This window comes from Algirhabdus cladophorae (genome assembly GCF_044772865.1).
GTDB lineage: Bacteria > Pseudomonadota > Alphaproteobacteria > Rhodobacterales > Rhodobacteraceae > Algirhabdus > Algirhabdus cladophorae.
Map to the genome: position 1 here is coordinate 2940548 of NZ_CP173029.1, position 25341 is coordinate 2965888.

Sequence of the window (25341 nt, forward strand, 5' to 3'; positions counted from 1 at the left end):
AGTGTTGTTTATGTTTTTTGTTATGTCTGAGACCGGTGGTCTTGCGTGCCTCAAGGGACACTCAATATCTTGGTCATCCTCAACTATGGCACGAAGAATTGGGTTTGCAATTTGTTTCTGGGACGCAGGATTGGGTGCACTGGCCTGCATCAAGGTGCAACCTCACCGCCCAATTTAGGAAGGCGAATGTTTGTTCGTGATCAGCGGCGTTGTGAATTCTGCATCAATTCCTGCGTATTTTGGGCCAAAGATGGACAAGCCAGTTTGCGACAAAAATGGTGCAGGCGCAGGCAATATAACCACCGCGACATGCTGGCCGTTTTTGCAATCCGGATTTGCTATTGGGGCCCCAGTTTTCAGATCAAAAAGGCAGATCAGGTCTGGCACAGTGGCAATCACAGCACCGTCTTGCCAGCAAGCCATATTTTCGTTTTTGACGCTGACCCGAAGGGACGTGCCATCAAATCCTTCCAGATCAATTTGGCCAATCGTAAAACCTTGATCAGCTTTGTAGGAGACTGACACGACAGTCCCCTCAAAGACCACTGCGCCATTACCCGCGGATGCCACATCGGTTGCCGTCTGGCCCCCAGAAGCCAGACTCTCGCGCCATATCTCGCCCAAATGCATAGCTTTGGAAATTGTTCCCGGGATCAAAGCATCGCGCAGCACGCCCATAGGCAGGGCGTGATCGATTGCCGCGATATCATTGCGGCTGACTTGCGACAGGGCCCGCACCAGCGTTTCGGCGCGTTGGTCGTCTTTGACTTTGTCTATCAGGAACGACTCGCCAAATTGGTTCACCGCGTAAATGGGTGCAGCTGGCAGTCCTGCAAGATAATAGGTTGAATGCGTGATCTCTGGCACAGCGCGGCCTGCGGGATCTGCGTCGATAATCTTATGCCCGTTCATCGCAGCTGGAAAAAACGCAGCAGCCGTGTTTGATCCGCCCAATTCGCACGCCGTCGTGCCAAAAAACTCTTGGCCCAAGTGCGTTTGAAATTCTTCGTAGGCCTGCAACATTGGGTGACGGTCAGCCGTGGGCAGATCGGCATACAGCCTTTCTTCCTCAAATGTCATCGGGGAAATCGCGCCCAGCAAATAAGGTGTGCAGATCAGCGCGTCGTCGGGCACGTCATCGATGGATACCAAATCAAACGTCTTACCCGCCTCAAGACACTGATCAATGAGGGCCATGCCTTCGTCGATATCACCGCCGCCCCCCGCGCCAAGGATAACAGCACCGAGCAAAATGTCTTTGAGGTTTTGCCGCGTCAGTTCCGTCATATCATGCGTCCTTTGATGTTCCAAAAAGGGCGACCAAGTCTGTGACTTTTGACAAGATCAGCAACCCCACAACAGTGATGGCGACGAACAGCATCGAGGCCGCTGCGACAACCGGCGAATAGCCGTAGCGCACATTGTTGAAGATTTTGATCGGCAAGGTTTCTACGACAAAGCCCGAGATCATGTTGGCAATGAGGTATTCATTAACACTTATGATTGCGACAAGGGTAAAACCGGTCAGTACATAAGGTGCCAAAAGGGGTAAGACGACTGTGCGAAACACCTGTGTCGGGGTGGCTCCCATGGTTTTAGCCGCCTCAACAACCTCGTCAGTTAGGCTTGCAAAGCCACGTGCGATGATAACAAGCGGCAGCGTCACAAAGAAGACTCCATGAGATATGATCGTAGCCTCGATCCGACCATACCAGCCAACTTCGGCCCAAAATAGGCTTGCCCCAAGGGCCAGAATAATCGGCGGCAATAGAAACGGACCAAGACCCAGCGCGAAGGTCAACTTTGCAAAGCCTGATCCGGTGCGCCACAGGACATAGTTGATCGCCAAGGCAAGCACGGTCGCGATGAAGCCTGCACAAACAGCGATCAAAAGGGACCTGCCCAGCGCAAGCAGCCATTCTTTTTGGGTCAACAGTTCAGTGTACCATTGCGCCGAAAAACCGTCGGGCGGGAACGAGATGTTTTTGGACGCGCCGATTGAGACACCCAGAACAATCACAAACGGGGCGATAAGCAAGGCGGCGACGACCCACAGGAAAGTAGTGCGAAGTTGGGTCATGTCAGCCGCCTTCTGGTTGCCAAAGCAGAGACCAGCAAAACCACTACAGTTACGACCAACATCACCACAGCCAGCGCAGCCCCCAGTGGCAAGTTGGCATCCCCAAGCGCCTTGTCACTGATGATGACGGTCATCGTCCAGTCTTTAGGACGGCCCAACATCGTGGGCATAACAAAGACGCCAAGCAAGTAGACGAACATAGTCAGCGTGACCGATATCAAGGATGTGCGAAATGTCGGGATCAAGACTTTGAAAAATACCATGGCGGGCGGCGTGCCTAGGGTCACAGCGGCCTCTTCGATGGATCGATCCCGTCGTGCCACAGACGGAAACAGGATCAGCGAAACGATTGAAAACCCAAGGTAGACAAACCCCACCATCATCGCCCCGAAACTGGGGGACAAGGATCGCGGATTGGTCCATAGGCCCAGCCATTCCAAAAAGCGCGGCAGACCAGCGCTTTCGCTAAATAAGATGAGCCATGCAAAGCCAATGATGACCTCGCTAAAGCACATCAATGACAGCAGCAAGACGATCCAAAACAATTGCCATTTGCGGGCCAAATCGGACACGGCAAGAACCAACGGGAAAGCTAAAGCCACAACCAAAATCGCACCAAGACTGGCAGAATACAGCGAACGCCACGAGACCTTGTAATAAAAACTGGAAAAGAACTTGGCGTAGTTTTCCCAAACAAAATCAACTTTGTAGAACCCCATAGGGTCAGGTTGATAGAAACTGACGACGATCATAAAAAACAGTGGAATGACAAAGAAAACAGCCATTACGCAAAACGCCAAGCCGCCGATCAAATGTGGTCCTCGAGGCTGCCGGATACTCATGCCGGCAAAGCCCATGCCTGATCAGCAGACCACGACAGCACCACGCTGGCACCATCATCAAAACTGGGACCTTTGCCCGCAAATTCGCTTTGGAAAATGGTTTGCGCCCCCACGCTAATCTCGCGTTCCATCAAAGCACCTAATCGGCGCTGACGGGTGATGGTGCCGCGTGGGCCAGCGCCATCGGTAGCAAGGCCAATTGCCTCGGGACGGACCGCAATCGTTGGCTGACCCGCCACGTCAAAGAGGTTGTTGATCCCGATGAATTGCGCCACGAAACGTGACTTGGGTCGCGCATAAAGTTCATCTGGCGGGCCAGCTTGTTCGATCACACCGCCGTTCATCACGACAATCCGGTCGGCAAGTGCCATCGCCTCGCGCTGGTCGTGGGTGACGAAAACTGTGGTGACGCCAAGATCCCTTTGGATGCGCTTGACCTCTTCTTGCATCTGGTCACGCAGTCCGGCGTCCAAAGCCGAAAATGGCTCATCCATCAAAAAAACATCCGGCTGTAAAGCAAGGGCGCGGGCAATGGCAACCCGCTGACGTTGCCCGCCCGACAGGGCCGTGGCCGACCGATTTTCAAGACCTGACAGTCCTACCATATCCAGCAAGCTGGACACGCGGGCCGCGATATCTTCCTTTTGCACCCCAGCCAGCTTCATCCCATAGGCGACATTGCCCGCCACGTTCAAATGCGGAAACAAAGCGAGGGATTGGAACACCATACCGATGTTTCGTTTGTGACTGGGTACCTGCGTAAGATCTTTGCCTGCCAACAAAAGCGCGCCTTGGTCATGAGTCTCGAGCCCCGCGATCAGGCGCAACAGCGTGGTCTTGCCACAACCTGAGCCGCCCAAAAGGCAAATAAACTCGCCCGACTTCACATCAATCGAGATATCGCGCAGGGCCGTGTGGCTGCCAAAGGATTTGCTGAGGTTGGTGATGGTCAGATCGGACATAGGGCCCCCGTCAATGTGAGACCGGGACGTGCGCCGCCCCGGCGGTCAACCTACTTATTGAGCAATCATCTCTTGATACTTGGTTTCCAACCAGTCGCCTTCGCGCAGATGTATTTCTGTTTGCACGCGGATTGGTTCAATGTCGCTGCTAACAGCAGCAAAGTCTTCATCTGACAGGTCCAGTGCGTCACGCGGCACGATGGGCGCGACACCCATTTTCAAGGCCATCTGCGCTTGTACAGCTGGACGGCTCATGTAATCCAGAAATTGCTCAGCGGCAGCGACATTTTTCGAGGCCGCAGGCACAACCCAATAGGCGTCTGAGACAATTCCGCCCTCGGCTGGGAAGGTCGACGCCACCGGCAAACCATCCCAAATCGAAAGCATCGTGACATCATGATAGTAAAGGCCAGCATTCAATTCGCCGGATTCCAGCGATTGCTGAAATTGGCCTTCATCGCGGTACCACAGACTGACTTGTGGTTTGAGTTCAGCGATTTTGGCAATGACCTGCTCTAAACCTTCGCGGGTTTGCATGATGTCATAGCCGCCAAAGAACGTCTTGGCAGTGACTTCAAGCAGACCGGAATTGGGCGTTGTGACGATGCCCAGTTTGCCGTCCCATTTGGGCTCCCACAGGTCGGCCCAACTGGCAGGGGCCGTGGCGGCGTAATCCGTATTGGTGACAAACGTTGTATAAAAGGCCAAGGCGCCAACACCGTAAGCCAAACCACTGTCGTTGAGTTTGACATAGCCGTCCTTTAGCGCCTGTGTGCCAGTCATGTTGCCCGGATCCAATTCCGCCCACAGACCAACGGAATTTCCCCGAAAGAGCACTTCGTCGACGACCAACGATAGATCAGCAGGGGCTTGGCCTGCGCGATTGGCTGCCATCAGCTGGGTCATCCATGTGGAATCTTCGGGCTGTGCGATCGAGCGTACTTCGATGCCTGTTTCAGCCGTAAAGCCAGGGTAGATTTCGGCCGCAAGCGTTTCTTCGAAAAAGCCACCCCATGCGCTGATAGTCAGTTCTTGGGCTGCAAGCGCAGAGGCTGATGCAACCAAAATGCCTGTGGCGGCAACCAGTGACTTTATTCTTTTCATGAGTGGCTCCTAAGATGTTCTAAAAATTCATCGTTCTGGTCCAACGATAAAAAAGGGCATCTTTTATGGCTATATCTATTTGGTTATGACTGCATAATATCATCGACATGAGGAAAGCTTGCTGGTTGTTTAGGCGCATGGATCAGGCTGTGATCGGAGCATGGGCATGAAACTATCAGATATTGATCTGCGGCTCTTGCGCGTGTTTCAAGCGGTCGCGGAGGCAGGCGGATTTGCCAAGGCGCAAGGCAGTCTTGGGATCAGCCAGCCTGCGATTAGCGCCCAAATTGCGAAGTTAGAGGATCGGTTGGGTTTGCGATTGGCGGATCGGGGGCCGCAGGGGTTTGCCCTAACCAATGAAGGTAAGGCTGTTCTGGCAGAAACAAATGATTTGCTGTCAGTGGTGGATCAATCAGCACAAAGGCTGCACAGAATCCGCAAGGCCCCCGAAAAACGCATTCGGTTTGGGGTTGTCGATTGCATGGTGACGGATCTCAACAATCCTTTGGTGGGTAGCATTCGCAACCTTAAGGACAGATTTACCGATCTAAAGGTCCAGATCGGGATCTTTGATTTTTTGGAGTGCTTGACCGAACTCAGAGCCGATCAGTTAGATATCGCCATCGTCGGCATTGCGGGCGACGAGACCATTCCAACGGATTTGGACGCGATCCATCTTTATGAAGAAACCAGCGGCCTTTACTGCACGCCCGATCACCCCTGCGCCCAGATCGAAGATTTGGCGGTGTTAAAGCAGGCCTTGGCCCAGTCCGAGATTTCCGCTCACAGCTTTGTTTTCAATCCGATTGACCAAGACCTCGATCCCAAATTGCTGGATCAAAGCAAAGGTGTAGCGCAGGATACAATTGAGTTGTCGACCTATCTGGCCCTGTCCGGAACCCATGTGGGTCTCATCCCAGATCACTATGCCAAAGGCTGGACCGAAATCGGGAAGCTGGTGCACATCGCACCGGATCACTATTCAATTGCCTCCCAATTTCATGCGCTGAGACTGCGCTCGCGTCAGCCCAATCCCGTGGCCGATGCGGCATGGCGGCAATTGCAGCAACTTTGAATGACGGTAGCAACCGATCCTTGCTCAGATCAGTCGCTGGCCTAAAATTATCCCAGCTTGATCCAAGCGGCATCGCGTTGCGAAGATCTGACACAAGCGTCGATAAACTTCACCCCATCAAGCCCATCGTGAACCGTGGGCAAGTGATGCGCGGGCACGCGTCCATCGCGCGCCGCGACAAACAAGTCGGCAGCTTGGGAATAGATATTTGCGAAGCCTTCTAAGTAGCCTTCTGGATGGCCTGGCGGGATCCGCGATGCCGCTTGGTTGGCCTCATGGGCCCCTGACCCATTTCGCGTCAAAAGTTGCTTTGGTTGACCATGGGGCGTGAACCATAGGTAATTTGGATCTTCTTGAGACCATTCCAAACCACCTTTGTCCCCGTAGACCCGCAGTTTCAGGGCGTTCTCGTTTCCTGGGGCCACTTGGGAGGACCAGAGCATACCCTTGGCCCCACCCTCATAACGCAGCATCACATGCACATTGTCGTCGACACGTCGTCCAGGGACAAAGGCGGTCAGATCCGCGGCCAAACTCTGTAGCTTTAGGCCAGTCACAAAGGAAGCCAAATTATAGGCATGGGTTCCAATGTCGCCTACGCAACCACCGACACCCGAGCGTTCGGGATCTGTGCGCCATTCAGCCTGCTTGAGCCCCTCGCTTTCGAGCGGTGTGGTCAGCCAATCCTGAGGGTATTCCGCTTGCACGACGCGGATCTGCCCGATTGCCCCTTCCTCAACCATAGCCCGCGCTTGGCGGATCATTGGGTAGCCGGTGTAGTTGTGGGTCAGAATGAACATCGCGTCGGATTTTTCCGCGGCCGTGACCAGCTTTTTTGCGTCGGCCAATGTAGAGGTCAGCGGCTTGTCACAAATTACGTGAATTCCGCGTTTGAGGAACTCACGGGCTGCGGCGTAGTGCACGTGATTGGGGGTCACAATTGCGACTGCCTCAATCCCGTCTTTTAGCCGCGTCTCACGCTTGGCCATTTCGATAAAGTCGCCGTAGCACCGGTCAGGCGCGAGACCCAACGCAGCGCCCGAGGCCTTGGACTTTTCTTCGGTTGACGACAGAGCCCCTGCCACCAGATCAAACCGTCCGTCAATCCGCGAGGCAATCCGGTGCACCCCACCGATAAAGGCGTCATTGCCGCCCCCTACCATTCCAAGTTTGATCGGCGCCATCACGAGATCCCCATCATTTTGGCGTTCAGGGCCGTATCCGCGCCGCCGTCCGCAAAATCATCAAAGGCCCGTTCGGTCACACGAATGATGTGATCTTTGACAAACTGCGCCCCTTCACGTGCGCCGTCTTCGGGATGCTTGATCGCACATTCCCATTCAACCACAGCCCAACCGTCAAAATCATTGGCTGCCATTTTCGAAAACACTGCCCCAAAATCGACCTGCCCATCGCCAAGTGACCGAAAGCGCCCTGCCCGATCAACCCAAGACTGATAACCAGAATAGACGCCTTGGCGACCCGTTGGATTAAACTCGGCATCTTTGACATGGAACATACGAATACGGTCTTTGTAGATGTCGATGTTGTCGAGGTAATCGAGACACTGCAAAACATAGTGGCTGGGATCATAGAGCATGTTGGCCCGCGCATGATTGCCTGTGCGCTCCAAAAACATCTCGTAGGTCACGCCATCGTGCAAATCTTCGCCGGGGTGAATTTCGTAGCACACATCCACACCGCAGTCCTCTGCATGGTCCAGAATTGGCATCCAACGTTTTGCTAATTCATCAAAGGCCTGCTCAACCAACCCTGCGGGGCGTTGCGGCCAAGGATAGACATAAGGCCATGCCAGAGCGCCCGAAAACGTGGCATGGGCGCCGATGCCCAAATGCTTGGAGGCGGTTAAAGCCTTTTTGACCTGATCAACGGCCCATTCCTGACGCGCCTTAGGATTGCCCCGAACATGAGGGGCTGCAAAACCATCAAATGCATCATCATACGCAGGATGCACTGCAACCAGTTGCCCTTGTAAGTGCGTCGAAAATTCGGTGACTTCGACGCCGTTGTCACGCGCCTGCCCGGCCCAGTCTTCGCAATAGCCCTTCGATGAGGCAGCTTGATCAAGGTCGATGAGACGACCATCCCAACTGGGCACCTGAACGCCCTTATAGCCACAATCTGCAGCCCATTTGGTAATCGCATCCCAAGAGTTAAAGGGCGCGTCATCGCCTGCAAACTGCGCTAAAAATAGTGCGGGTCCTTTGATGGTCTTCATGTTGATCCTCCCCATAATGCCAACCGGTGTAGCAGCCGGTTGATGATCCTAGTCAATATCGTTTCAAAGTGAAAAGCGAGAGGGGCAACCATGCACCCCTCCCGCAGGCTTAATGCTGAGGTTCCGACGCCTTTAGAACGGGGAGTCCGGGAAGTAGAACGTTGCAGCATTTTCTTGAGTGATCAGCGTCGCGCCAAGAATATAGCGACCGGCCACTGGACCGTTGGATTTAAATGCCGCCACAGTAACGTCCATCGCAGTCGCAATCATTGATGGCGGGTACAGCACATCAACTGGCACCAATTCGTTGCCATCCATGATACCTTTGATAGTTTCTTTCATGCCAGCGCCGCCAACAACGAACATGCCATCACCTGTACGATCCGCCTGTTCGAGGGCTGCGACAACACCAATTGCGATATCATCGTCTTGAGCCCAAACCGCGTCGATATCAGGGAAACGGCTAAGGAAATCCTGCATGACTTCAAAGCCATCATCGCGATTCCAGTTGGCGTGTTTGTGGTCGAGAATGTTGATCCCAGAGCCTTCCATCTCGGCCATGAACGCATCAAAGCGCTCGTTGTCGATTAGGGTTGGGATACCGCGCAACACAACAATATTGTCGCCAGATTCCATGCGCCCCTTCATATATTGCGCCGACACGCGGCCAAGCTCTGGGTTGTTGCCAGCTACATAGATGTCTTCGATACCCGGCTGGGACAAACCACGGTCCACAACAGTAATCAAAGCGCCTGTGCTTTTGACGTTGATCACGGGATCTGTCAGCGGCTCGGATTCAAAAGGCAGAACCACGAGGGCATCAATTTGATGGATCGACACAAGATCCTCAAGTGCACTGGCCTGAGACGCCGGATCAGGCGAGTTGATCAAGATCAGGTCCACATCAGGATAAAGCGCTTCGAGGCGTTTTTCAGCCTGCTCTGCGTGCCAATTCATACCAGCAGCCCAAGCGTGGGTTGGTGTCGGATAGGAGACACCGATTTTGATGTCCTGTGCGCTGGCGGCACCGACAAAGGCCATAGCGCTGCCCAGTAGCCCCGCAATAAATGTTGTTTTGATAGTCATGTGTTCCTCCCTTGAAACTTTCTGGCCCTAATTGTCGGGCCGTTGGTATTGACACAGGCGAATGGCCTGCATGAATTCTAAGTGTTTTTGGATCCGCCCCATTCGGCACGCTGGAGCCAGACCGCGATAATAATGATCAAGCCTTGCATTGTGCCGTTGAGGTAGTTGGAAATGAGGTCGGTAAAATTCAGGATATTGCCGATAGTGGTCAGGATCAGCGCGCCCATGATCGTGCCTCCGATCCGGCCGTAGCCACCCTTCAATACGGTGCCGCCGATGATCACTGCAGCGATCGCCTCCAGTTCCCACAAAACCCCAGTGGAAGATGAGGCGGACCCCAAACGCGGCACATAAATTACGGTGGCGAGGGCCACGCAGACCCCTTGGATCATATAGGTCCAGGTCTTGATCCGATCGACTTTGATCGCTGAATAGCGCGCAACACTTTCGTTTGATCCGATGGCTGTGCAGTAGCGGCCAAAGGTGGTGCGGTTCATCAAGAACCAGCCTGCGATTGCCACGATAATAAAGACCCATACCGGGATCGGCACAAACAACAGGCTGTCGTAATACACGGGGCGGTATGTGTTACGGATCCCAAAATCCAACGACAACGTACCCCCGTCGGCAAAATAGGTGACCAAGGACCTGAAAATACCCATGGTGCCAAGGGTGACGATAAAGGCTTCAATCTTGCCCTTGGTGGTCAAGAACCCGTTGGCATAGCCCGCACCAAGGCCCAAGATAATCGCACTGATGGCCCCAATGATCACGGTCAGCGGACCAGTCCCCACCGTATCAACCAGTCCATTCATCAAAATGATCATCACGCCTGCAATAACCGCAGCCATAGACCCAACAGACAGATCAATGCCGCCTGCCGTGATGACAAATGTAGCCCCTACCGCAATGATCCCAATAAAGGCTGACCGTGTCAGAAGATTGGTCAGATTGCCTTCGCTGAGGAATGCAGGGTTCATCAAAAAGCCAATAATACACAGCAAAATCAGGGCAATCGCTGGGCCATAAAGCTTGAGATCGAATTTGCGTCTCGGGGCCTGTGCGGCTGCTGTGGCCTGTGCGTTAGGCATGTTGAACGTCCTCTCTGATACCGGCGGCATATCCGACGATCTCATTTTCATTGATAGCTTTGCCTGTCAGTTCGCCAGTGATCCGGCCTTCGCGCATGACAAGCACCCTGTGGCTGATCCCGATGATCTCGGGCATTTCAGATGAAATCACGACGACCGAGACACCATCCGCCGCAAGGGCTGCGATAAAGTGATAAATCTGCTGTTTGGTGCCTACGTCGATGCCTCGGGTCGGCTCATCGATGATGACAACCTTTGGATTGGATTCCATGACTTTGGCCAACAACAGCTTTTGCTGATTGCCGCCGGACATGTCTTTGGCCAACACTTGTGGATCACGGGCACGGATATCAAAACGTCGAATTGCGCGCGCAAGAGCCGCCTTTTCGGCACCACGGTCGATCACCATTCGATTGGCGAAGTTTGGCAAGGCGAGCAGGGTAAGATTGGCCTGCATATCGCGATCCAGCAACAGGCCATTGCCTTTGCGATCTTTGGTCAAATACACAACGCCTGCGTCGCGCGCTTCGGCGACATTCGCAAAAGGGGTGCTGTTTTCAAAGGCGCGCACACGGCCGCTATGGATTGGGCTAAGGCCGCAGAGCGCCTCAAACGTTTCAGTGCGCCCAGCGCCGACCAAACCCGCAAAGCCCAGTATTTCCCCTTTGCGCAACTGAAACGTCACGCCGTTTAAATTGGCCGTGTGCAGGTCCTGCACGTCCAACACAACGTCTGCATCAAAGTCGACTTCGTCCATCGGCGGATAGAGATCGGAAAGTTCGCGCCCAACCATCATTTGCGCCATTTCTTCCAGGGTCAGATCCCGGGTGGCACGGGTCGCAATCCACTGACCATCCCGCAAGATGGTGACGCGGTCCGAGATCTTTTGCACCTCTTGCAGCTTGTGACTTACAAACATGATCGCCACGCCCGCAGCACGCAAACGCTCGACCTGACGAAACAGAATATCGGTTTCAGCCTCGGTCAAAACAGCTGTGGGTTCGTCCATGATCAAAACGCGGGCATTGCGGCTCATGGCCTTGGCAATTTCAACCATTTGCTTTTGCGCAATCGACAGATCCGAGATCCGCGTATCCGGCGAAATGCTAAGCCCCATGTCCACCAACAGCTTCCCAACAATGCGGTTCATCTCGGCCAGATTAAGAATACCGCGGCGGCTAATTTCACGCCCGAGAAAGATATTTTCGGCAATGGTCATTTGCTCGGCTAGGTTCAGTTCCTGGTGGATCAGAACAATCCCAAGATCCTCGGCTTGGCCGTTTGGCGGCAGATCTATGGGCTTACCATCAAGGCTGAGGGTGCCCGAGGTTGGCGCATGAATGCCCGACAAAACTTTCATTAAGGTCGATTTGCCTGCGCCATTTTCGCCGATTAAAGCGTGGACTTCACCGGCCCTAATTTCGAAATTTACACTGAACAAAACTGGGACAGATCCAAAGGATTTGCTGACAGACTTGGCCGATAAAACATTGGTAGATTGATTGGCTATTGTCATCCTCCGCCTCCTCCCAAAGGCAGCGGGCATTTGCCCATAGAATCAAATGTAAACCTTTACATCAATTGATGTAAAGCTTTTCATTTAAGCAAAGCCCCAATACCATTGGGCAGGTTTGGAGCGTGACAAATGCCTGTCACGATGGGATTGCGTGCTGACGAGAAACAAAAAACCAGCAACAATTGAAGACGTTGCGCGATTGGCTGGTGTGTCGATTGCGACGGTCAGCCGTGCCATTTCAAAGCCCGACAAAGTTGCTGAAAGCACGCGAAAAAAAGTCACCGCTGCCATTGCCCGCACCGGGTACACCGCTAATGCTATGGCCCAGAACCTGCGGCGGCAGCGGTCACAAATGGTCTTGGTCCTTGCAGAGTCCATCTCCAATCCCAACTTCCCCGGCATCCTGACTGGCATCGAAAAAGTGGCCAACGAACGTGGCTATGGCGTGCTGATCGGAAACACCGAAGGCGACGTGGGGATTGAGGAAAAGTATCTGCGTTTTCTGTCAGCCGGAACCGCAGATGGCCTGATCCTGCTTACCGGCCATTTGCCTGTGGCGGGGTGGCCTGAAAACCAGAAAACCTTCATCCCACCAACGGTTGCTGCGGCAACACCAATCGATCACGACGGTATCATTTCGGTGAGTGTCGATGATCAATCCGCCGCCCGTGTTGCCACTGAATTTTTGATGTCGCTGGAACATGAAAAGATCGTCTATGTGTCCGGCCCCAAGGGTAACATCCTGTCTGAACGCCGCTTGAAAGGGTATTGTGATGCTCTGAGCCAAGCCTCCGATCAAATCTCGATCTGGAAGGTCGATAGCGATGGCACCAGCCTTGGCGGGCGGGCCGCGGTCGAACGGCTTTGTATTCGGGACACGATGCCCACTGCCTTCTTTTGCTTTAACGACGACACCGCCATTGGGGTCATAGGGGCGCTACAACAACGGGGCTATGATGTGCCCAACGAGATCTCTGTCGTGGGTTTCGACGACATTCCCTTTGCCAATAATATCACGCCAGCACTCACAACAATTCGACAGCCCCGCCGACAAATCGGCGAGCGCGCCATGAAGATATTGTTGGACCGGCTTGCGGGCCAAGAAACAGCATCTGAACCCGTTGAATTGCATGGCGATTTGATTGTGCGCGAGTCCTGTTCAACCGCAAAAAAACCCTTTCCAATCGGCTAAATCCGCCAAATTGGGAAGGCAAAACAGCTATATCTGCATATTCAGTTGCATTTAGATGTCTGCGCGATGCGCACTCAGACCGGGCGAAATGTTATCCAAACTACCCCGCCGCATTAATACGGACCTGAGTTTGCGGACCGCGCATCGCCAAAGTGACAAGCTGACCTTGGATTTGAAATCTGGCGCCGACGGGATGTATGATCTAGATAATGCCCCTGACGCGTTGACAAACCATAAGACGACCCAGCGGACACCGGAATGCTTGCAAACCTGACCAAAGCTCTAATGCCACGCCTCAACGATATGTGTCCTGTCAGGTACAGATCGGCATGGCTTAGCTCCAGAAAGAACACACCAGTGCCCGCAACTCTGCCCTTGCTCTTCCAATCATGGCGGCACCTATGACGGATACCAAAAGCGCATGCTGTTCTCCGGCACGAAGTGACCAAAGCGCCATTGAACCTGTCCCCACATCGCAAGCCAAGGAAGAACAAACGCCACTGCGCGTACTCATTCCCGGAGGGCGTGGCCTGATCGGGACCGATTTTCCAGAACTGCCAGTTGATGGTGAGGCCCCGTTGCGCCAAAAGCGCATAGCGTCTTTCCAGATGGATACGATCACTGTCACCAACGCGCGCTTTCGGACATTTGTGGACGCGACCGGTTATGTGACAGACGCTGAACGCCTTGGTGATTGCTTTGTGTTTGAAAATCTTTTGCCAAAGGATGCACCGGCCTCACGCGCTGTTGCAGCCGTTCCATGGTGGCGGGTGATCGACGGGGCATCATGGCACGAACCCCTCGGCCCCGGGTCCGCGGCGTCTTGCCTACCCGATCATCCGGTGGTGAATGTCAGTTGGAATGATGCCCAAGCCTTTGCCAAATGGGCGAACGGGCGCCTACCTACCGAGGCGGAATGGGAACACGCCAGTCGTGGAGGGCTCGGCGATGTACCTTTCCCATGGGGCGACCAAGTCCCCAATGACACAGATTTTTTCCCCTGCAACATCTGGCAGGGGCGCTTTCCCGACGCAGACTTTGGGCTTGATGGCCACCGGGGGACAGCCCCGGCGCAGTCGTTTGAGGCGAATGGGTATGGGCTCTACAATATGGTTGGCAATGTGTGGGAATACACATCCCAGCCCTTTGTGGTCAAATCCCTCAAGAAGTCGGTGAAACAGGCCCATTTGGGTAAAACAGGGTTCAAGCTGTCTAAAGGCGGCTCATTCCTGTGCCACGCAAGCTATTGCTATCGCTACAGAATTTCGGCCCGCACCGGTACATCGGCGGATAGTGCAACGTCGCATCAGGGGTTTCGTTTGGTTTACGATACCTAGGCCACAGCGTGCCGTCGCTGCACCCCTAGTCGCTGAGATATGCAATTTTCAGGCTATCGGTGCCGCCCGCTTGGCCATGGGTAGAGCCAGAGGTGACCACAACAGGCCGATTAGGCTGTATTAGCGTATCAGGCGCAAGTTTGGGTGGAATTCGCCCATCGCGACTTGCCGTGAACTCTTGGGTGTTGGTGTTGATAACCGGCGTGACCCCCCACACCAGACTAAGCGGTCGCGCTACGTTTTGGGATGGGCAGACTGCCACAATCGGCACATCGCTACGGGTTTTGGACACACGCAGTGCCGTGGCACCAGTTTCGGTATAGGTGGCGATACAACATGCATCCCGCAGCTCTGCCAAAACACCTGCTGCACTAGCGATTGATCCAGAATCGTCAGGTGCGTCAATGAACGGTGTCTCGAGGGTAGACTTGTCTGACCGCCCTGCGGTCTCGGTCGCAGATGCAATTGCGGCCATGGCTTTGACTGCCTCGACAGGGTACTCGCCAGCCGCACTTTCTGCAGACAACATGACCGCATCGGCCTTCTGAACCACGGCGTTAGAGACGTCAGATGTCTCGGCCCGTGTCGGCAATGGTGCGACAATCATGCTTTCCAACATTTGCGTAGCGACCACCACTGGCTTGCCCTGTGCACGGGCCTTGGCCACCAATGACGCTTGAATAGCCGGCAGTTCAAACCAGTCGCATTCCACTCCTAAATCTCCACGTGCGACCATGATCGCATCGGTTTCCTGCAAGATCGTATCGATGTTGGTCACTGCCACAGGCTTTTCAATTTTGGCGATGATCTTGGCCTGTGTCCCAACCAAAGCACGGAGGCGGGCAACATCATCAGCCCGCTGCACAAAGGACATAGCGATCCAATCAACCCCCAATTCCAGCGCACACATGAGATCCTTGTAGTCCTTGCCGGTTATTGCCTGAACATTCAGGGGGGTATCTGGAAAATTCACACCCTTACGGTCGCGCAATGTCGCCTTGTTCAGAACTTCAGCTGCAAAGACTTGGTCGCCAACCTCGACTACCTTCAATCGAATACGCCCATCATCGACTAAGATAAGCTGCCCCACCGCTATGGTTTCAAACACTTCGGCATGGGGCAAGGGAATGGTATCCGTGACCCCATCGCGGGGGCAAAACCATACAACATCACCAACATCAACGGGCTGAGCGCCGCCTGCAATCTGTCCGAGCCGCAGTTTTGGACCCTGCAAATCTGCCAGAATAGCAATCGACAGCCCCAGCTGCGCTTCAACCTCACGAATGGCAGCATGGACCTTGGCGTGGTCTTCGTGACTGCCATGACTAAAGTTCATACGAAATACGTTCGCCCCGCTTTGTGCCAAGGCTTTGATCTTGTCCGCAGTGTTGGACGCAGGGCCAAGGGTTGCAACAATCTTGGTTTGGCGGGGTTGTGGTTTTGTATTGGCAAGGGGCATGGATACTTCTTTCAGCTGTGTTTAATCATTAGGGCCAGATCCATCACATTTGTCCCAGTGGGACCGGTGATGATCTGATGGCCGGTACGCGCAAGGAATTGGGCCGAATTTGCGGTACTTAGCGCCTCGGCGGCCCCAGGCTGGCATTCAAATGTGTTGCCATCCAGATATCCACCAGCTGCATCGGTCGGGCCATCGGTTCCATCCGTACCAGCCACCAATCCGCTAATATCCAGGCGGTTGCGAAAACGTCGCGCCAGTTCTAAAGCCAAGGCCTGATTGCGCCCGCCTTTGCCCGGTTTCTTTGGCAAAATGACCGTAGGCTCGCCTCCATAAACATAAAGGCCGCGCGGCCCATCCATGACATCCTTGGCAATGTGTGACGCTACATCTGCCACATCCGCGTACATGGTTTCTTGGTTCACAACGATAGGCAAACCTCGGCCCGCCGCATCGCGCACAACCGCATCGCGCGCGAGTGCATTTGAAGCGATAACATGGGACCGGTACTGAAAATTAGCCGTGGAAGGGGCGGCAGCCAGACCAGAACCGATCACATCAATTCCATCGCCACAAACATCAGAGATTGCAAGTACCTGTACAGATTTGCCCGTAAAATTTCCCAGCAGTCCGCCACCTTTAATTTCCGACATTGTTTTGCGACGCGTGTTGACCTCAGCTATGTCAGCCCCTTCGCCAAGTGCCTTCTTGGTCAATGCAATTAGCTGAGAAAAGCGAACTTCCGGCTTTAAATGCTCGACCAGTGAAGACGCGCCGCCGGATAAAAGCACCAGCATACGACTGTCAGCAGCCGCACTGTTCACAAAGGACACTGCCCTTTCCCCTGCTATCAACGAGGCTTTGTCAGGAATAGGATGGCCGGCCTCAAAGGCCTGAACGTTCCGGCCCAAATCAGCAGCGCCTGTGTGTTCTGTTTTGGTCACCAACAAAGACGGCGTAAAGCTGCGCCATGCAGGCGGTAATCCTTCAAACATTGCAACAGCCGCCTTACCAGCCGCGAATATATGCGTGGGCTGATCAATACGGTTGTTGGCCAGCCAAGCCCGAACCGCCCGATCACCCTTTACCGCCGCAACACCCGAGCGAAACAAATGAAAAAGTGTCGTCCTGCAATCGGCTTGTATCATACGACTCTCTATATGGTTTTTTTTCATACCATTTAGTCATATACCAAATTTGACCTGCTACAAGTCTTTAATTTTTCATATTTTCGAATAGCACTCTTGGTCCTTTAAAGACTATCCTGAAGTATCGAACACATTTCCAGAACCTGTACCAACCTGATCCCTTTCCCAAAGATACAAGTGCCTATAGGGTCCAAAGTCATGCGCAGCCTCTCGATCAAGATCCCCAACGTGTCAGAAAGCCTCGAGACAAAGCTTGAGGCGCTGATCCTTGGTGGAGCGTTTTGGCCAGACATACCCATTGCCGCCGAACGCCGTTTGGCTAAAGAATTTGATGTTTCTCGCACATCATTGCGCAATGCGCTTTCCAGCCTTTTGCAGCGGGGTTTGCTCACTCAAATTGGCAAACGATATTTCGCGACCAATATAATGGCAGATTTGCTGGGCCCGGGCTTGACCCAGATTGCTGAAGACGATCCGATGTTCCTACTGAATTATTGGGTGCTGCTGTTTGAAGACGCTCTCGGCCTCGCCAACAAAAAGGCACAAGACAGCGATCGTGCTTTGATCAAAGACGCTGCAACAGCCTTGAAAAAAACCTTACTAGGGCCAGACGTTGCTGCACTCTCCAACAGCTTTGCCAGCCTGAGCCGCACTGTGTTTGATAGTTGCTACAATTTCTTTCTGAGCCAAACTCACCATTCCCTTATAAAGGCAATGCAGCCGCAGATACGGGCATCGCTGGCGCTGATGCTCTCCAACCCTGAGACGAAGCAGGCTTTTTTGCAATCAGTCACGGCGTTGAGTCATGGGGATTTTGAACGCACAGATTTTCATGCCGCATTGGCCAAGGGTTTTGTTCGGAGTGACGTACAAACGACATACGTCCGGCCAGACGTGCAAACCGTCAACGCCACGCCATTGGTTGACGTAGTGCTGCGCAATCCTTTGTTTCTGGAAGCGGTTTACGAGTTGCGCCTCATCACAGAACGCCATGCCGCCGTTGAAGCAGCCGAGCATGCAGATAGCAATCAACATAAACAGCTGCTGGCGCATCTAGACTATATGACCGCAATTGCGGACAGCGCGCCGTCCCAATATAGCAAGCTAGATACTGAGCTGCACCAATTGATCGCCGAGTGCACCCAGAACCCAGTGTTTTCTGTAGTCGACGCCGCCCTTGGCCCAGTGTTTTCAGGAACGACGAACCAGTGGCTTAAAAAACATCGTGAATTGCGCAGTGATCAATCAGCAATCCATGTGCAGCACACGCAGATCGTCAAAGCCATCGTGGCCCAAGACTTAGAGCGCGCGCACACTACAATGAACGAGCATCTCGCCTACGTGTTGCGCAACCTGCGCTATTTGAGAGAGCAAGATCAGCTTCACGAAATAGCCTTGGCAAGACGGCTTTTGCGCCAATAACTTCAAGGGTTTGCGCCCCAATTCAAGAAGTACAATGGTAGAGGTTTGTCAGCAAGAAACTCGAAAACTATGCCGCGATTTGGAAAGAGCCCCGTGCGCGTGGTTCTCCGCTGATTGTTCAGCTTTTTGGTTTGGGGGATGCAAAAAGGCCGCTCGGGTGGGAGCGGCCTTTGGGGTGGGATTGTGGTCCCAGATTTTCGTAGGTGGGGGCTTGGTGATCTTGCGATCACCTGTTCCTCACCTGTTGTCCGAAGATTACTCGGTGATCTTCGACACAACGCCAGCGCCGACGGTGCGGCCGCCTTCGCGGATCGCAAAGCGCAGGCCTTGTTCCATGGCGATTGGGGCGATCAGTTCTACGTCGAACTTCAGGTTGTCGCCTGGCATCACCATTTCTGTGCCCGATGGCAGCTCAACTGTGCCTGTCACGTCAGTCGTCCGGAAGTAGAACTGGGGACGGTAGTTGGCAAAGAACGGTGTGTGACGACCGCCTTCTTCTTTGGTCAAGATGTAGGCTTCGGCTTCGAACTTGGTGTGAGGCTTCACGGAACCCGGCTTACACAGAACCTGACCACGCTCAACGCCTTCACGGTCAACACCACGCAACAACGCACCGATGTTGTCGCCAGCTTCACCGCGATCCAGCAGCTTGCGGAACATTTCAACACCCGTACATGTGGTCTTGGATGTGTCACGGATACCAACGATTTCAATCTCTTCGCCAACGTTGATCACGCCGCGCTCAACACGACCGGTCACAACAGTACCACGACCAGAGATTGAGAACACGTCTTCGATCGGCATCAGGAACGGCTGATCCACAGCACGCTCTGGTGTCGGGATGTACTCGTCAACAGCGGCCATCAGCTCTTTGATTTTCTCTTCGCCGATCTCTGGTTTGTTGCCTTCCATGGCAGCCAAAGCCGAGCCTGCAACGATTGGAATATCGTCGCCTGGGTAGTCGTAGGAGCTCAGCAATTCGCGGATTTCCATTTCAACCAGTTCCAGCAGCTCTTCGTCGTCAACCTGGTCCACTTTGTTCATGAACACGACCATCTTCGGGATGCCAACCTGGCGGCCCAGCAAGATGTGCTCGCGGGTCTGAGGCATAGGGCCGTCAGCGGCGTTCACAACCAAGATCGCGCCGTCCATTTGAGCCGCGCCAGTGATCATGTTTTTGACGTAGTCAGCGTGGCCGGGGCAGTCAACGTGCGCGTAGTGGCGCGCTTCTGTTTCGTACTCTACGTGCGCTGTCGAGATGGTGATCCCGCGCGCTTTTTCTTCCGGTGCGCCGTCGATCTGGTCATAGGCTTTGAAGTCGCCAAAGTACTTCGTGATAGCCGCCGTCAACGTCGTCTTGCCGTGGTCAACGTGACCAATCGTGCCGATGTTTACGTGCGGTTTTGAACGTTCAAACTTTTCCTTAGCCATGGTGGCCTCCTAAGATATTCAATTTTGAGGGGATGGGTGCGCCCGAAAGCGCACCGCACATTAAGCGTGTTTTGCCTGAATTTCTTCAGAGATGTTCTGCGGCACCGGATCGTAGTGATCAAACTGCATCGAGAACTGCGCACGGCCCGAAGACATGGAACGCAGTGTGTTGATGTAGCCGAACATATTGGCCAAAGGCACCATGGCGTCGATTGCAATCGCGTTGCCGCGTGTATCTTGGCCCTGCACCTGCCCACGACGGGAGGTCAGATCGCCGATGATACCACCAGTATATTCGTCTGGTGTGATCACTTCGACCTTCATGATTGGCTCAAGCAACTTGGCCCCAGCCTTGCGCATACCTTCACGCATACACATACGTGCTGCGATCTCGAATGCCATGATGGACGAGTCAACGTCGTGGAACTTACCGTCGAGCAAGACCACTTTGAAGTCGATCACAGGGAAGCCGGCCAAAGGACCATTGTCCATAACGGACAGGATGCCTTTTTCAACGCCTGGGATGTATTCCTTAGGAACAGCACCACCAACGATTTTGCTCTCGAAGGAGTAGCCTTCGCCAGCTTCTGTTGGGGAAATGAGCATTTTCACTTCGCCGTACTGACCAGAACCACCAGATTGCTTCTTGTGCGTATATGTGTGCTCGACTTCGTGACCAATGGTCTCGCGATAGGCCACTTGCGGCGCACCGATATTCGCCTCGACTTTGAATTCACGCTTCATGCGATCAACAAGGATGTCGAGGTGAAGTTCGCCCATGCCTTTCATGATGGTCTGACCGGATTCCAGATCAGTTTCCACACGGAAGGAGGGGTCTTCGGCAGACAGACGCTGCAAGGCGATGCCCATTTTCTCTTGGTCGGCTTTTGTTTTGGGCTCAACGGCGATCTCGATCACGGGATCGGGGAAGGTCATCGTTTCCAGAACCACAGGTTCCTGAGGGGCACAGAGTGTGTCCCCAGTTGTTGTGTTTTTCAGACCACCCAGCGCGATGATGTCACCAGCAAATGCTTCGGTGATTTCTTCACGATCATTAGAGTGCATCATCATCATACGACCAACACGCTCTTTGCCACCTTTGGTGGAGTTGAGCAAGTTGTCACCTTTGGCCATTGTACCCGAATAGATCCGAGTGAACGTCAAAGAGCCCACAAATGGGTCGTTCATGATTTTAAACGCAAGGCCAGAGAACGCCATGCTGTCGTCTGCACGACGGGCGATGTTACGTGTTTCTGTCTCGTCGCCCGGCTTAAAGCCCATGTAGTCAACCACATCCAGCGGGCTGGGCAAGTAGTCAACAACAGCATTGAGCAAAGGCTGAACACCTTTGTTTTTGAACGCAGAACCACCCAGAACTGGAACGAAGGATAGCGACAGGCAGCCTTTACGGATCATCACACGCAATGCGGCTGCATCGGGTTCTGTCCCTTCAAGGTAGGCTTCCATTGCATCGTCGTCTTGCTCGACTGCAGCTTCAACCAGTTTTTCGCGCCATTCAGCGGCTTGATCAGCAAGGCTGTCACGGATCGGTGCTTTGATCCAAGACGCGCCAAGGTCCTCACCCTGCCACAGCCATTCTTCCATTGTCACCAAGTCTACCAAGCCTTCCAGCTCGGTTTCGGCACCAATTGGGAAGGCGATCGGGATAGCGCGCGCGCCAGTCCGGTCTTCGATCATCTCAACGCACTTGAAGAAGTCGGCGCCGATTTTGTCCATTTTGTTTACAAAGACCATCCGTGGAACTTTGTAACGGTCAGCCTGACGCCAAACTGTTTCTGTCTGCGGCTCAACACCAGCGTTGGCGTCCAGCACACAAACAGCCCCATCGAGAACAGCCAAGGAACGCTCAACTTCAATAGTGAAGTCAACGTGACCTGGGGTGTCGATGATGTTCATGCGGTGCTTGGGGCTGTCTGGGGTAGAACCGTCTTCGGTACGTTCCCAGAATGTCGTAGTCGCAGCGGAAGTAATGGTAATACCCCGTTCCTGCTCCTGCTCCATCCAGTCCATTGTCGCCGCACCATCATGTACTTCGCCAATGTTATGTTCTTTGCCTGTATAGTACAGGATACGCTCGGAACATGTGGTTTTACCCGCATCGATGTGCGCGATAATGCCAAAGTTCCGGTACAGTTCGAGAGGATACTCGCGTGCCATTTCAGTAGGCTCCTATTACCAACGGTAGTGGCTGAATGCTTTGTTCGCATCGGCCATTTTGTGAGTGTCTTCGCGTTTCTTCACCGCGGACCCACGGGAGTTAACGGCATCCAGCAATTCGCCAGCAAGACGTTCTTCCATGGTGTTCTCGTTGCGGGCACGAGAGGCTTTGATCAACCAACGGATGGCCAAGGCTTCGCGGCGCTCTGGACGCACTTCAACAGGCACCTGATAGGTGGCACCACCCACACGACGGGAACGAACCTCGACGGATGGTTTGATGTTGTCCAGCGCTTCGTGGAACACTTCCAAGGGCGCGCGTTTGATTTTAGTCTCAACCCGGTCCATCGCATTGTATACGATACGCTCGGCGGCAGATTTTTTGCCATCGATCATTAGGTTGTTCATGAATTTGGTCAGGACAGTGTCACCAAACTTGGCGTCTGGCAAAACTTGGCGCTTTTCAGCGGCGTGACGACGTGACATCTGATCTCTTCCTTACTTAGGACGCTTGGCGCCGTATTTCGAACGACGTTGTTTACGGTCTTTGACGCCTTGGGTATCCAACACACCGCGCAGGATGTGATAACGGACACCCGGAAGGTCTTTTACACGACCGCCGCGGATCAGAACCACAGAGTGTTCCTGAAGGTTGTGGCTTTCACCCGGGATGTACGAGATAACCTCGAAACCGTTGGTCAAGCGCACTTTGGCAACTTTCCGCATCGCCGAGTTCGGCTTTTTCGGTGTCGTTGTATAAACGCGTGTGCAAACGCCACGTTTTTGTGGGCATTGCTCCAAGTGCTGCGACTTGGAAATCTTACGTTTTGGCTGGCGCGGTTTGCGGATCAGCTGTTGGATTGTTGGCATTGGGCTTTGTTCCCCGTTCCTACACATGTGTTGCAAACCCTGAGGTCTGCGGTTTCGTTAAAGCCTTTGTGCGTCCACAAAAGCACAAAAATTCCGCAGTCATTCCCTTACCGGAGGAATGGTGCGGTGAGGTTACAGAGGAACAAGACAGCATTAGTCCGGTTCTTGATCACTTCGACTATGAATTACAGGTCCAAGACGCACTACGCCCTACCCGAGTGGGCGCTCTATACGGGGAGTCGGAATAGGTGTCAACAGCGCCACAAGGATTGCCCATTTGAGGGGGCGAGCAGCCATATGCCCAACACCCTGACCGCCGCGATCCCTGCAACCATCCCGCACTTTTTAAAGACGCCCCAATGATCCAAGGCGTTTGCCCCAGCAGGTTCTTAATTGACCGCTCCGTAGAACAGAAGGCATCATAGGATTAGACTGGCTGTCATTTTCGGCAGCATCTCTGGATGATCATTTGTATCATACCATAGGATCGCAAGGCTTTCTTCATCCAACACCGCCAAACTCCCCAAATCTGTCCAACGGGTGATGACGTCAAATACATTGGCTTTTGGCTTTCTTTTAACGACTCTTCTCAACCAATACAGCGCGCTATATTTGCGCTGGTTGCTGCTGAAAAGGATATGACCTAGCCTAGCCCCATGCAGATGATTGGTCTCATTCGGTTTTCGTACCCTGCCTTGGGCGGGTTCAAGATCAATCATCCGGACACGCAGGCCCGTATCGATTACCTGTACAGCCCCAAGCGGCTGGAAGAAAGGTTCAAGCACTTTGAACTGCTCACCCTGCCTGCTTTGCGGCTGCAAACGGATCCTGACTTTCGATTGGTGGTGGTGACGGGGGAGGCCTTGCCTGCGAACGCTTTCACCCGCTTGCAAAGCCTTTTAGCTAACATCCCCCAAGCCGTGATCGTTCAAATGCCCCCCATGCGCCACCGAACAGCGATGCATGAGGCAGTGCTGGCACAACTCCCTAATCCCGATGCGCCCTCGATCCAGTTCCGCCTCGACGATGATGACGCTGTTGCAGTGGATTTTGTCGAACGCACGCGGCTGGCGGCGTTAGCGGTGCAGCCTTTGACCCTCGTGCATCCCTATGTTGGCCTCGATTTCATGCAGGGCCATTATGTAGAGCTGTCGCCACAAGGCGTGCATCTGGCCCCTGCCCTGCGCCCTTGTCTTGGGGTGGCCCTGTCGATCATTGCGCCACCAAATCCCAAGCGCACAATCTTGACCTACGGCCATCACAAGCTGCCTGAAAAGATGCCTGTGCTCAGTTTCAGCGACAGCGCGATGTACCTCAATTCCAAACACGCCCATAACGATTCAATGCGCGGTGCGGCCCATGAGGCGGGCATGCCTTTGGCCTTAGAGGTCGAAGAAAAAATGCTACACCAGCGGTTTGGCGTGGATGCAAGTTCCGTGCGCCAGATTATGTCCGGTGCTCACGATAAAGCGTAAACAGACCCGTGGCGACCACGATCCCCGCACCAATCATCATCAACGCATCTGGGATTTCCCTGAAAAACACGGCCCCCAATATCAGCGCAACCAGTAGCGAGACATAGCGAAACGGTGCAACAAAACTAATTTCCCCATGGCGCATGGCCGCGATACTGAACACATAGCCCCCCAGAATGAAGGTGGCAGATCCCGCCAGCATGGTCCATGACGCCGGCTTGATCACAGCCCAGTTTTCTGTAAATGTCCCCAACCCCGCAAAGGCCAGAACCCCCGCGGATGTGACAAAGGCAATCAAAACCGATGGGATGTCCTTGCCGATTTTACGGGCCATGATGTCGCGCAATGTAACAAAAGCCACAGCGCCCAGCGCATAGATCGAGTAGCTGGAAAACCCGTCGGTGCCGGGGCGCACGATCAACATCACCCCAGCAAAGCCAATGCCAATGGCTAATAGTCGCCGCCAGCCAACGACTTCGCCCAAAAACACGGTGCCTGCCAACGTGACAGTCAGCGGCAGGGATTGCAGGATCGCCGATACGTTTGCAATGGGCATATTATAGAGTGCCTGAACAAAGCAATAAGCCGCCCCCAACTCGCCCAACATGCGCCACCGAATTAACTTCCAATCCTGCGCGCTGCCTGCCTTTTTGAAGTGGCCCATAGCCAGACACATCACCCCCAACATCGCTACAGTGCCAATGCTGCGCAAAAACAACGCTTGGAACAAGGGCACTTCACCTGCCAAACCTTTCAAACAGGCATCATTCAGTGTGAAGGCGGACATGGACAAAACCATGAATGCCGCCCCTTTGGTGTTTTCGGACATAGCTG

The 25341-nt window shown here is 53.7% G+C and carries 22 protein-coding genes; 5 read left to right on the top strand and 17 right to left on the bottom strand.

All coding sequences use genetic code 11. From position 1 onward, the window contains the following. Positions 1-174 precede the first annotated feature (174 nt). From ACIRQ6_RS14165 to ACIRQ6_RS14185, 5 genes are read right to left on the bottom strand one after another with little or no spacing between them, the layout of a single operon-like run. Positions 175-1287 carry a DUF917 domain-containing protein gene (locus ACIRQ6_RS14165; protein ID WP_420861253.1) on the bottom strand — a complete coding sequence of 371 codons (1113 nt, stop codon included), beginning with the start codon at positions 1285-1287 and terminating at the stop codon, positions 175-177. Between the two features lies 1 nt (position 1288). Next, positions 1289-2080, bottom strand: a complete 792-nt coding sequence (locus ACIRQ6_RS14170; protein WP_420861254.1) for an ABC transporter permease — start codon at positions 2078-2080, stop codon at positions 1289-1291. Beyond that, positions 2077-2922, bottom strand: a complete 846-nt coding sequence (locus tag ACIRQ6_RS14175) for an ABC transporter permease (protein WP_420861255.1) — start codon at positions 2920-2922, stop codon at positions 2077-2079. The genes ACIRQ6_RS14170 and ACIRQ6_RS14175 overlap by 4 nt, the downstream gene beginning before the upstream one ends. After that, positions 2919-3884 carry an ABC transporter ATP-binding protein gene (locus ACIRQ6_RS14180; protein WP_420861256.1) on the bottom strand — a complete coding sequence of 322 codons (966 nt, stop codon included), beginning with the start codon at positions 3882-3884 and terminating at the stop codon, positions 2919-2921. Before ACIRQ6_RS14180 ends, ACIRQ6_RS14175 begins: the two co-directional genes overlap by 4 nt. A gap of 54 nt (positions 3885-3938) precedes the next feature. Further along, entirely contained in the window at positions 3939-4988 is a 1050-nt protein-coding gene (locus ACIRQ6_RS14185) for an ABC transporter substrate-binding protein (protein ID WP_420861257.1), read from the bottom strand. 166 nt (positions 4989-5154) lie between these two features. On the opposite strand from ACIRQ6_RS14185, the gene ACIRQ6_RS14190 reads away from it, so the two are divergent. Further along, positions 5155-6063, top strand: a complete 909-nt coding sequence (locus ACIRQ6_RS14190; protein WP_420861258.1) for a LysR family transcriptional regulator — start codon at positions 5155-5157, stop codon at positions 6061-6063. A 47-nt stretch (positions 6064-6110) separates the two neighbouring features. Here ACIRQ6_RS14190 and ACIRQ6_RS14195 read toward each other — a convergent pair whose 3' ends face one another. The 5 genes from ACIRQ6_RS14195 to ACIRQ6_RS14215 form a co-directional block, all read right to left on the bottom strand. Next, positions 6111-7247, bottom strand: coding sequence for a Gfo/Idh/MocA family protein (locus tag ACIRQ6_RS14195; protein WP_420861259.1), 1137 nt, complete (start codon positions 7245-7247; stop codon positions 6111-6113). Beyond that, on the bottom strand, positions 7247-8302 hold the full coding sequence (locus tag ACIRQ6_RS14200; protein ID WP_420861260.1) for a sugar phosphate isomerase/epimerase family protein: 1056 nt from the start codon (positions 8300-8302) through the stop codon (positions 7247-7249). Before ACIRQ6_RS14200 ends, ACIRQ6_RS14195 begins: the two co-directional genes overlap by 1 nt. A gap of 132 nt (positions 8303-8434) precedes the next feature. Beyond that, the gene (locus ACIRQ6_RS14205; protein ID WP_420861261.1) at positions 8435-9388 is read right to left on the bottom strand and encodes a substrate-binding domain-containing protein; all 954 of its coding nucleotides are present in this window, start codon (positions 9386-9388) and stop codon (positions 8435-8437) included. A gap of 77 nt (positions 9389-9465) precedes the next feature. Beyond that, positions 9466-10479, bottom strand: a complete 1014-nt coding sequence (locus tag ACIRQ6_RS14210) for an ABC transporter permease (RefSeq protein WP_420861262.1) — start codon at positions 10477-10479, stop codon at positions 9466-9468. Further along, positions 10472-11995, bottom strand: a complete 1524-nt coding sequence (locus ACIRQ6_RS14215; protein ID WP_420861263.1) for a sugar ABC transporter ATP-binding protein — start codon at positions 11993-11995, stop codon at positions 10472-10474. The genes ACIRQ6_RS14210 and ACIRQ6_RS14215 overlap by 8 nt, the downstream gene beginning before the upstream one ends. Positions 11996-12146: 151 nt before the next feature. Between ACIRQ6_RS14215 and ACIRQ6_RS14220 the strand changes: the two genes are divergently transcribed. Beyond that, positions 12147-13187, top strand: coding sequence for a LacI family DNA-binding transcriptional regulator (locus tag ACIRQ6_RS14220; protein ID WP_420861264.1), 1041 nt, complete (start codon positions 12147-12149; stop codon positions 13185-13187). 401 nt (positions 13188-13588) lie between these two features. Then, the gene (locus tag ACIRQ6_RS14225) at positions 13589-14524 is read left to right on the top strand and encodes a formylglycine-generating enzyme family protein (RefSeq protein WP_420861265.1); all 936 of its coding nucleotides are present in this window, start codon (positions 13589-13591) and stop codon (positions 14522-14524) included. A 25-nt stretch (positions 14525-14549) separates the two neighbouring features. On the opposite strand, the gene pyk is transcribed toward ACIRQ6_RS14225, so the two are convergent. Both pyk and ACIRQ6_RS14235 read right to left on the bottom strand, forming a co-directional pair. Next, a complete protein-coding gene (pyk, locus tag ACIRQ6_RS14230) occupies positions 14550-15983 on the bottom strand; it encodes a pyruvate kinase (RefSeq protein WP_420861266.1) in 1434 nt (477 codons plus the stop codon). 11 nt (positions 15984-15994) lie between these two features. After that, positions 15995-17131 (bottom strand): DUF4147 domain-containing protein, encoded by a 1137-nt coding sequence (locus ACIRQ6_RS14235; RefSeq protein ID WP_420861267.1) that lies wholly within the window; start codon positions 17129-17131, stop codon positions 15995-15997. Positions 17132-17329: 198 nt separating this feature from the next. Between ACIRQ6_RS14235 and ACIRQ6_RS14240 the strand changes: the two genes are divergently transcribed. Further along, a complete protein-coding gene (locus tag ACIRQ6_RS14240) occupies positions 17330-18553 on the top strand; it encodes an FCD domain-containing protein (protein ID WP_420861268.1) in 1224 nt (407 codons plus the stop codon). A gap of 255 nt (positions 18554-18808) precedes the next feature. On the opposite strand, the gene tuf is transcribed toward ACIRQ6_RS14240, so the two are convergent. The 4 genes from tuf to rpsL are packed head-to-tail and all read right to left on the bottom strand — an operon-like array spanning position 18809 to position 23032. Next, positions 18809-19984, bottom strand: a complete 1176-nt coding sequence (gene tuf, locus ACIRQ6_RS14245) for an elongation factor Tu (protein ID WP_420861269.1) — start codon at positions 19982-19984, stop codon at positions 18809-18811. 60 nt (positions 19985-20044) lie between these two features. Further along, positions 20045-22162 (bottom strand): elongation factor G, encoded by a 2118-nt coding sequence (gene fusA / locus ACIRQ6_RS14250; RefSeq protein WP_420861270.1) that lies wholly within the window; start codon positions 22160-22162, stop codon positions 20045-20047. Between the two features lie 15 nt (positions 22163-22177). Then, entirely contained in the window at positions 22178-22648 is a 471-nt protein-coding gene (gene rpsG / locus ACIRQ6_RS14255) for a 30S ribosomal protein S7 (RefSeq protein ID WP_420861271.1), read from the bottom strand. Positions 22649-22660: 12 nt separating this feature from the next. After that, the gene (gene rpsL, locus ACIRQ6_RS14260) at positions 22661-23032 is read right to left on the bottom strand and encodes a 30S ribosomal protein S12 (RefSeq protein WP_009159145.1); all 372 of its coding nucleotides are present in this window, start codon (positions 23030-23032) and stop codon (positions 22661-22663) included. 662 nt (positions 23033-23694) lie between these two features. Between rpsL and ACIRQ6_RS14265 the strand changes: the two genes are divergently transcribed. Beyond that, entirely contained in the window at positions 23695-24507 is an 813-nt protein-coding gene (locus ACIRQ6_RS14265; RefSeq protein WP_420861272.1) for a glycosyltransferase, read from the top strand. Here ACIRQ6_RS14265 and ACIRQ6_RS14270 read toward each other — a convergent pair. Then, positions 24479-25336: a DMT family transporter gene (locus ACIRQ6_RS14270; protein WP_420861273.1), complete on the bottom strand. Its 858-nt coding sequence runs from the start codon at positions 25334-25336 to the stop codon at positions 24479-24481. The two genes, ACIRQ6_RS14265 and ACIRQ6_RS14270, sit on opposite strands and share 29 nt — an antisense overlap. Between the last annotated feature and the right edge of the window lie 5 nt (positions 25337-25341).

What these genes read in the sequence shown, in the direction of transcription:
- ACIRQ6_RS14165 (WP_420861253.1), bottom strand. Translation starts at nt 1,287, where the DNA reads ATGACGGAACTGACGCGGCAAAACCTCAAAGACATTTTGCTCGGTGCT.
- ACIRQ6_RS14170 (WP_420861254.1), bottom strand. Translation starts at nt 2,080, where the DNA reads ATGACCCAACTTCGCACTACTTTCCTGTGGGTCGTCGCCGCCTTGCTT.
- ACIRQ6_RS14175 (WP_420861255.1), bottom strand. Translation starts at nt 2,922, where the DNA reads ATGAGTATCCGGCAGCCTCGAGGACCACATTTGATCGGCGGCTTGGCG.
- ACIRQ6_RS14180 (WP_420861256.1), bottom strand. Translation starts at nt 3,884, where the DNA reads ATGTCCGATCTGACCATCACCAACCTCAGCAAATCCTTTGGCAGCCAC.
- ACIRQ6_RS14185 (WP_420861257.1), bottom strand. Translation starts at nt 4,988, where the DNA reads ATGAAAAGAATAAAGTCACTGGTTGCCGCCACAGGCATTTTGGTTGCA.
- ACIRQ6_RS14190 (WP_420861258.1), top strand. Translation starts at nt 5,155, where the DNA reads ATGAAACTATCAGATATTGATCTGCGGCTCTTGCGCGTGTTTCAAGCG.
- ACIRQ6_RS14195 (WP_420861259.1), bottom strand. Translation starts at nt 7,247, where the DNA reads ATGGCGCCGATCAAACTTGGAATGGTAGGGGGCGGCAATGACGCCTTT.
- ACIRQ6_RS14200 (WP_420861260.1), bottom strand. Translation starts at nt 8,302, where the DNA reads ATGAAGACCATCAAAGGACCCGCACTATTTTTAGCGCAGTTTGCAGGC.
- ACIRQ6_RS14205 (WP_420861261.1), bottom strand. Translation starts at nt 9,388, where the DNA reads ATGACTATCAAAACAACATTTATTGCGGGGCTACTGGGCAGCGCTATG.
- ACIRQ6_RS14210 (WP_420861262.1), bottom strand. Translation starts at nt 10,479, where the DNA reads ATGCCTAACGCACAGGCCACAGCAGCCGCACAGGCCCCGAGACGCAAA.
- ACIRQ6_RS14215 (WP_420861263.1), bottom strand. Translation starts at nt 11,995, where the DNA reads ATGACAATAGCCAATCAATCTACCAATGTTTTATCGGCCAAGTCTGTC.
- ACIRQ6_RS14225 (WP_420861265.1), top strand. Translation starts at nt 13,589, where the DNA reads ATGACGGATACCAAAAGCGCATGCTGTTCTCCGGCACGAAGTGACCAA.
- pyk (WP_420861266.1), bottom strand. Translation starts at nt 15,983, where the DNA reads ATGCCCCTTGCCAATACAAAACCACAACCCCGCCAAACCAAGATTGTT.
- ACIRQ6_RS14235 (WP_420861267.1), bottom strand. Translation starts at nt 17,131, where the DNA reads ATGATACAAGCCGATTGCAGGACGACACTTTTTCATTTGTTTCGCTCG.
- ACIRQ6_RS14240 (WP_420861268.1), top strand. Translation starts at nt 17,330, where the DNA reads ATGCGCAGCCTCTCGATCAAGATCCCCAACGTGTCAGAAAGCCTCGAG.
- tuf (WP_420861269.1), bottom strand. Translation starts at nt 19,984, where the DNA reads ATGGCTAAGGAAAAGTTTGAACGTTCAAAACCGCACGTAAACATCGGC.
- fusA (WP_420861270.1), bottom strand. Translation starts at nt 22,162, where the DNA reads ATGGCACGCGAGTATCCTCTCGAACTGTACCGGAACTTTGGCATTATC.
- rpsG (WP_420861271.1), bottom strand. Translation starts at nt 22,648, where the DNA reads ATGTCACGTCGTCACGCCGCTGAAAAGCGCCAAGTTTTGCCAGACGCC.
- rpsL (WP_009159145.1), bottom strand. Translation starts at nt 23,032, where the DNA reads ATGCCAACAATCCAACAGCTGATCCGCAAACCGCGCCAGCCAAAACGT.
- ACIRQ6_RS14265 (WP_420861272.1), top strand. Translation starts at nt 23,695, where the DNA reads ATGATTGGTCTCATTCGGTTTTCGTACCCTGCCTTGGGCGGGTTCAAG.
- ACIRQ6_RS14270 (WP_420861273.1), bottom strand. Translation starts at nt 25,336, where the DNA reads ATGTCCGAAAACACCAAAGGGGCGGCATTCATGGTTTTGTCCATGTCC.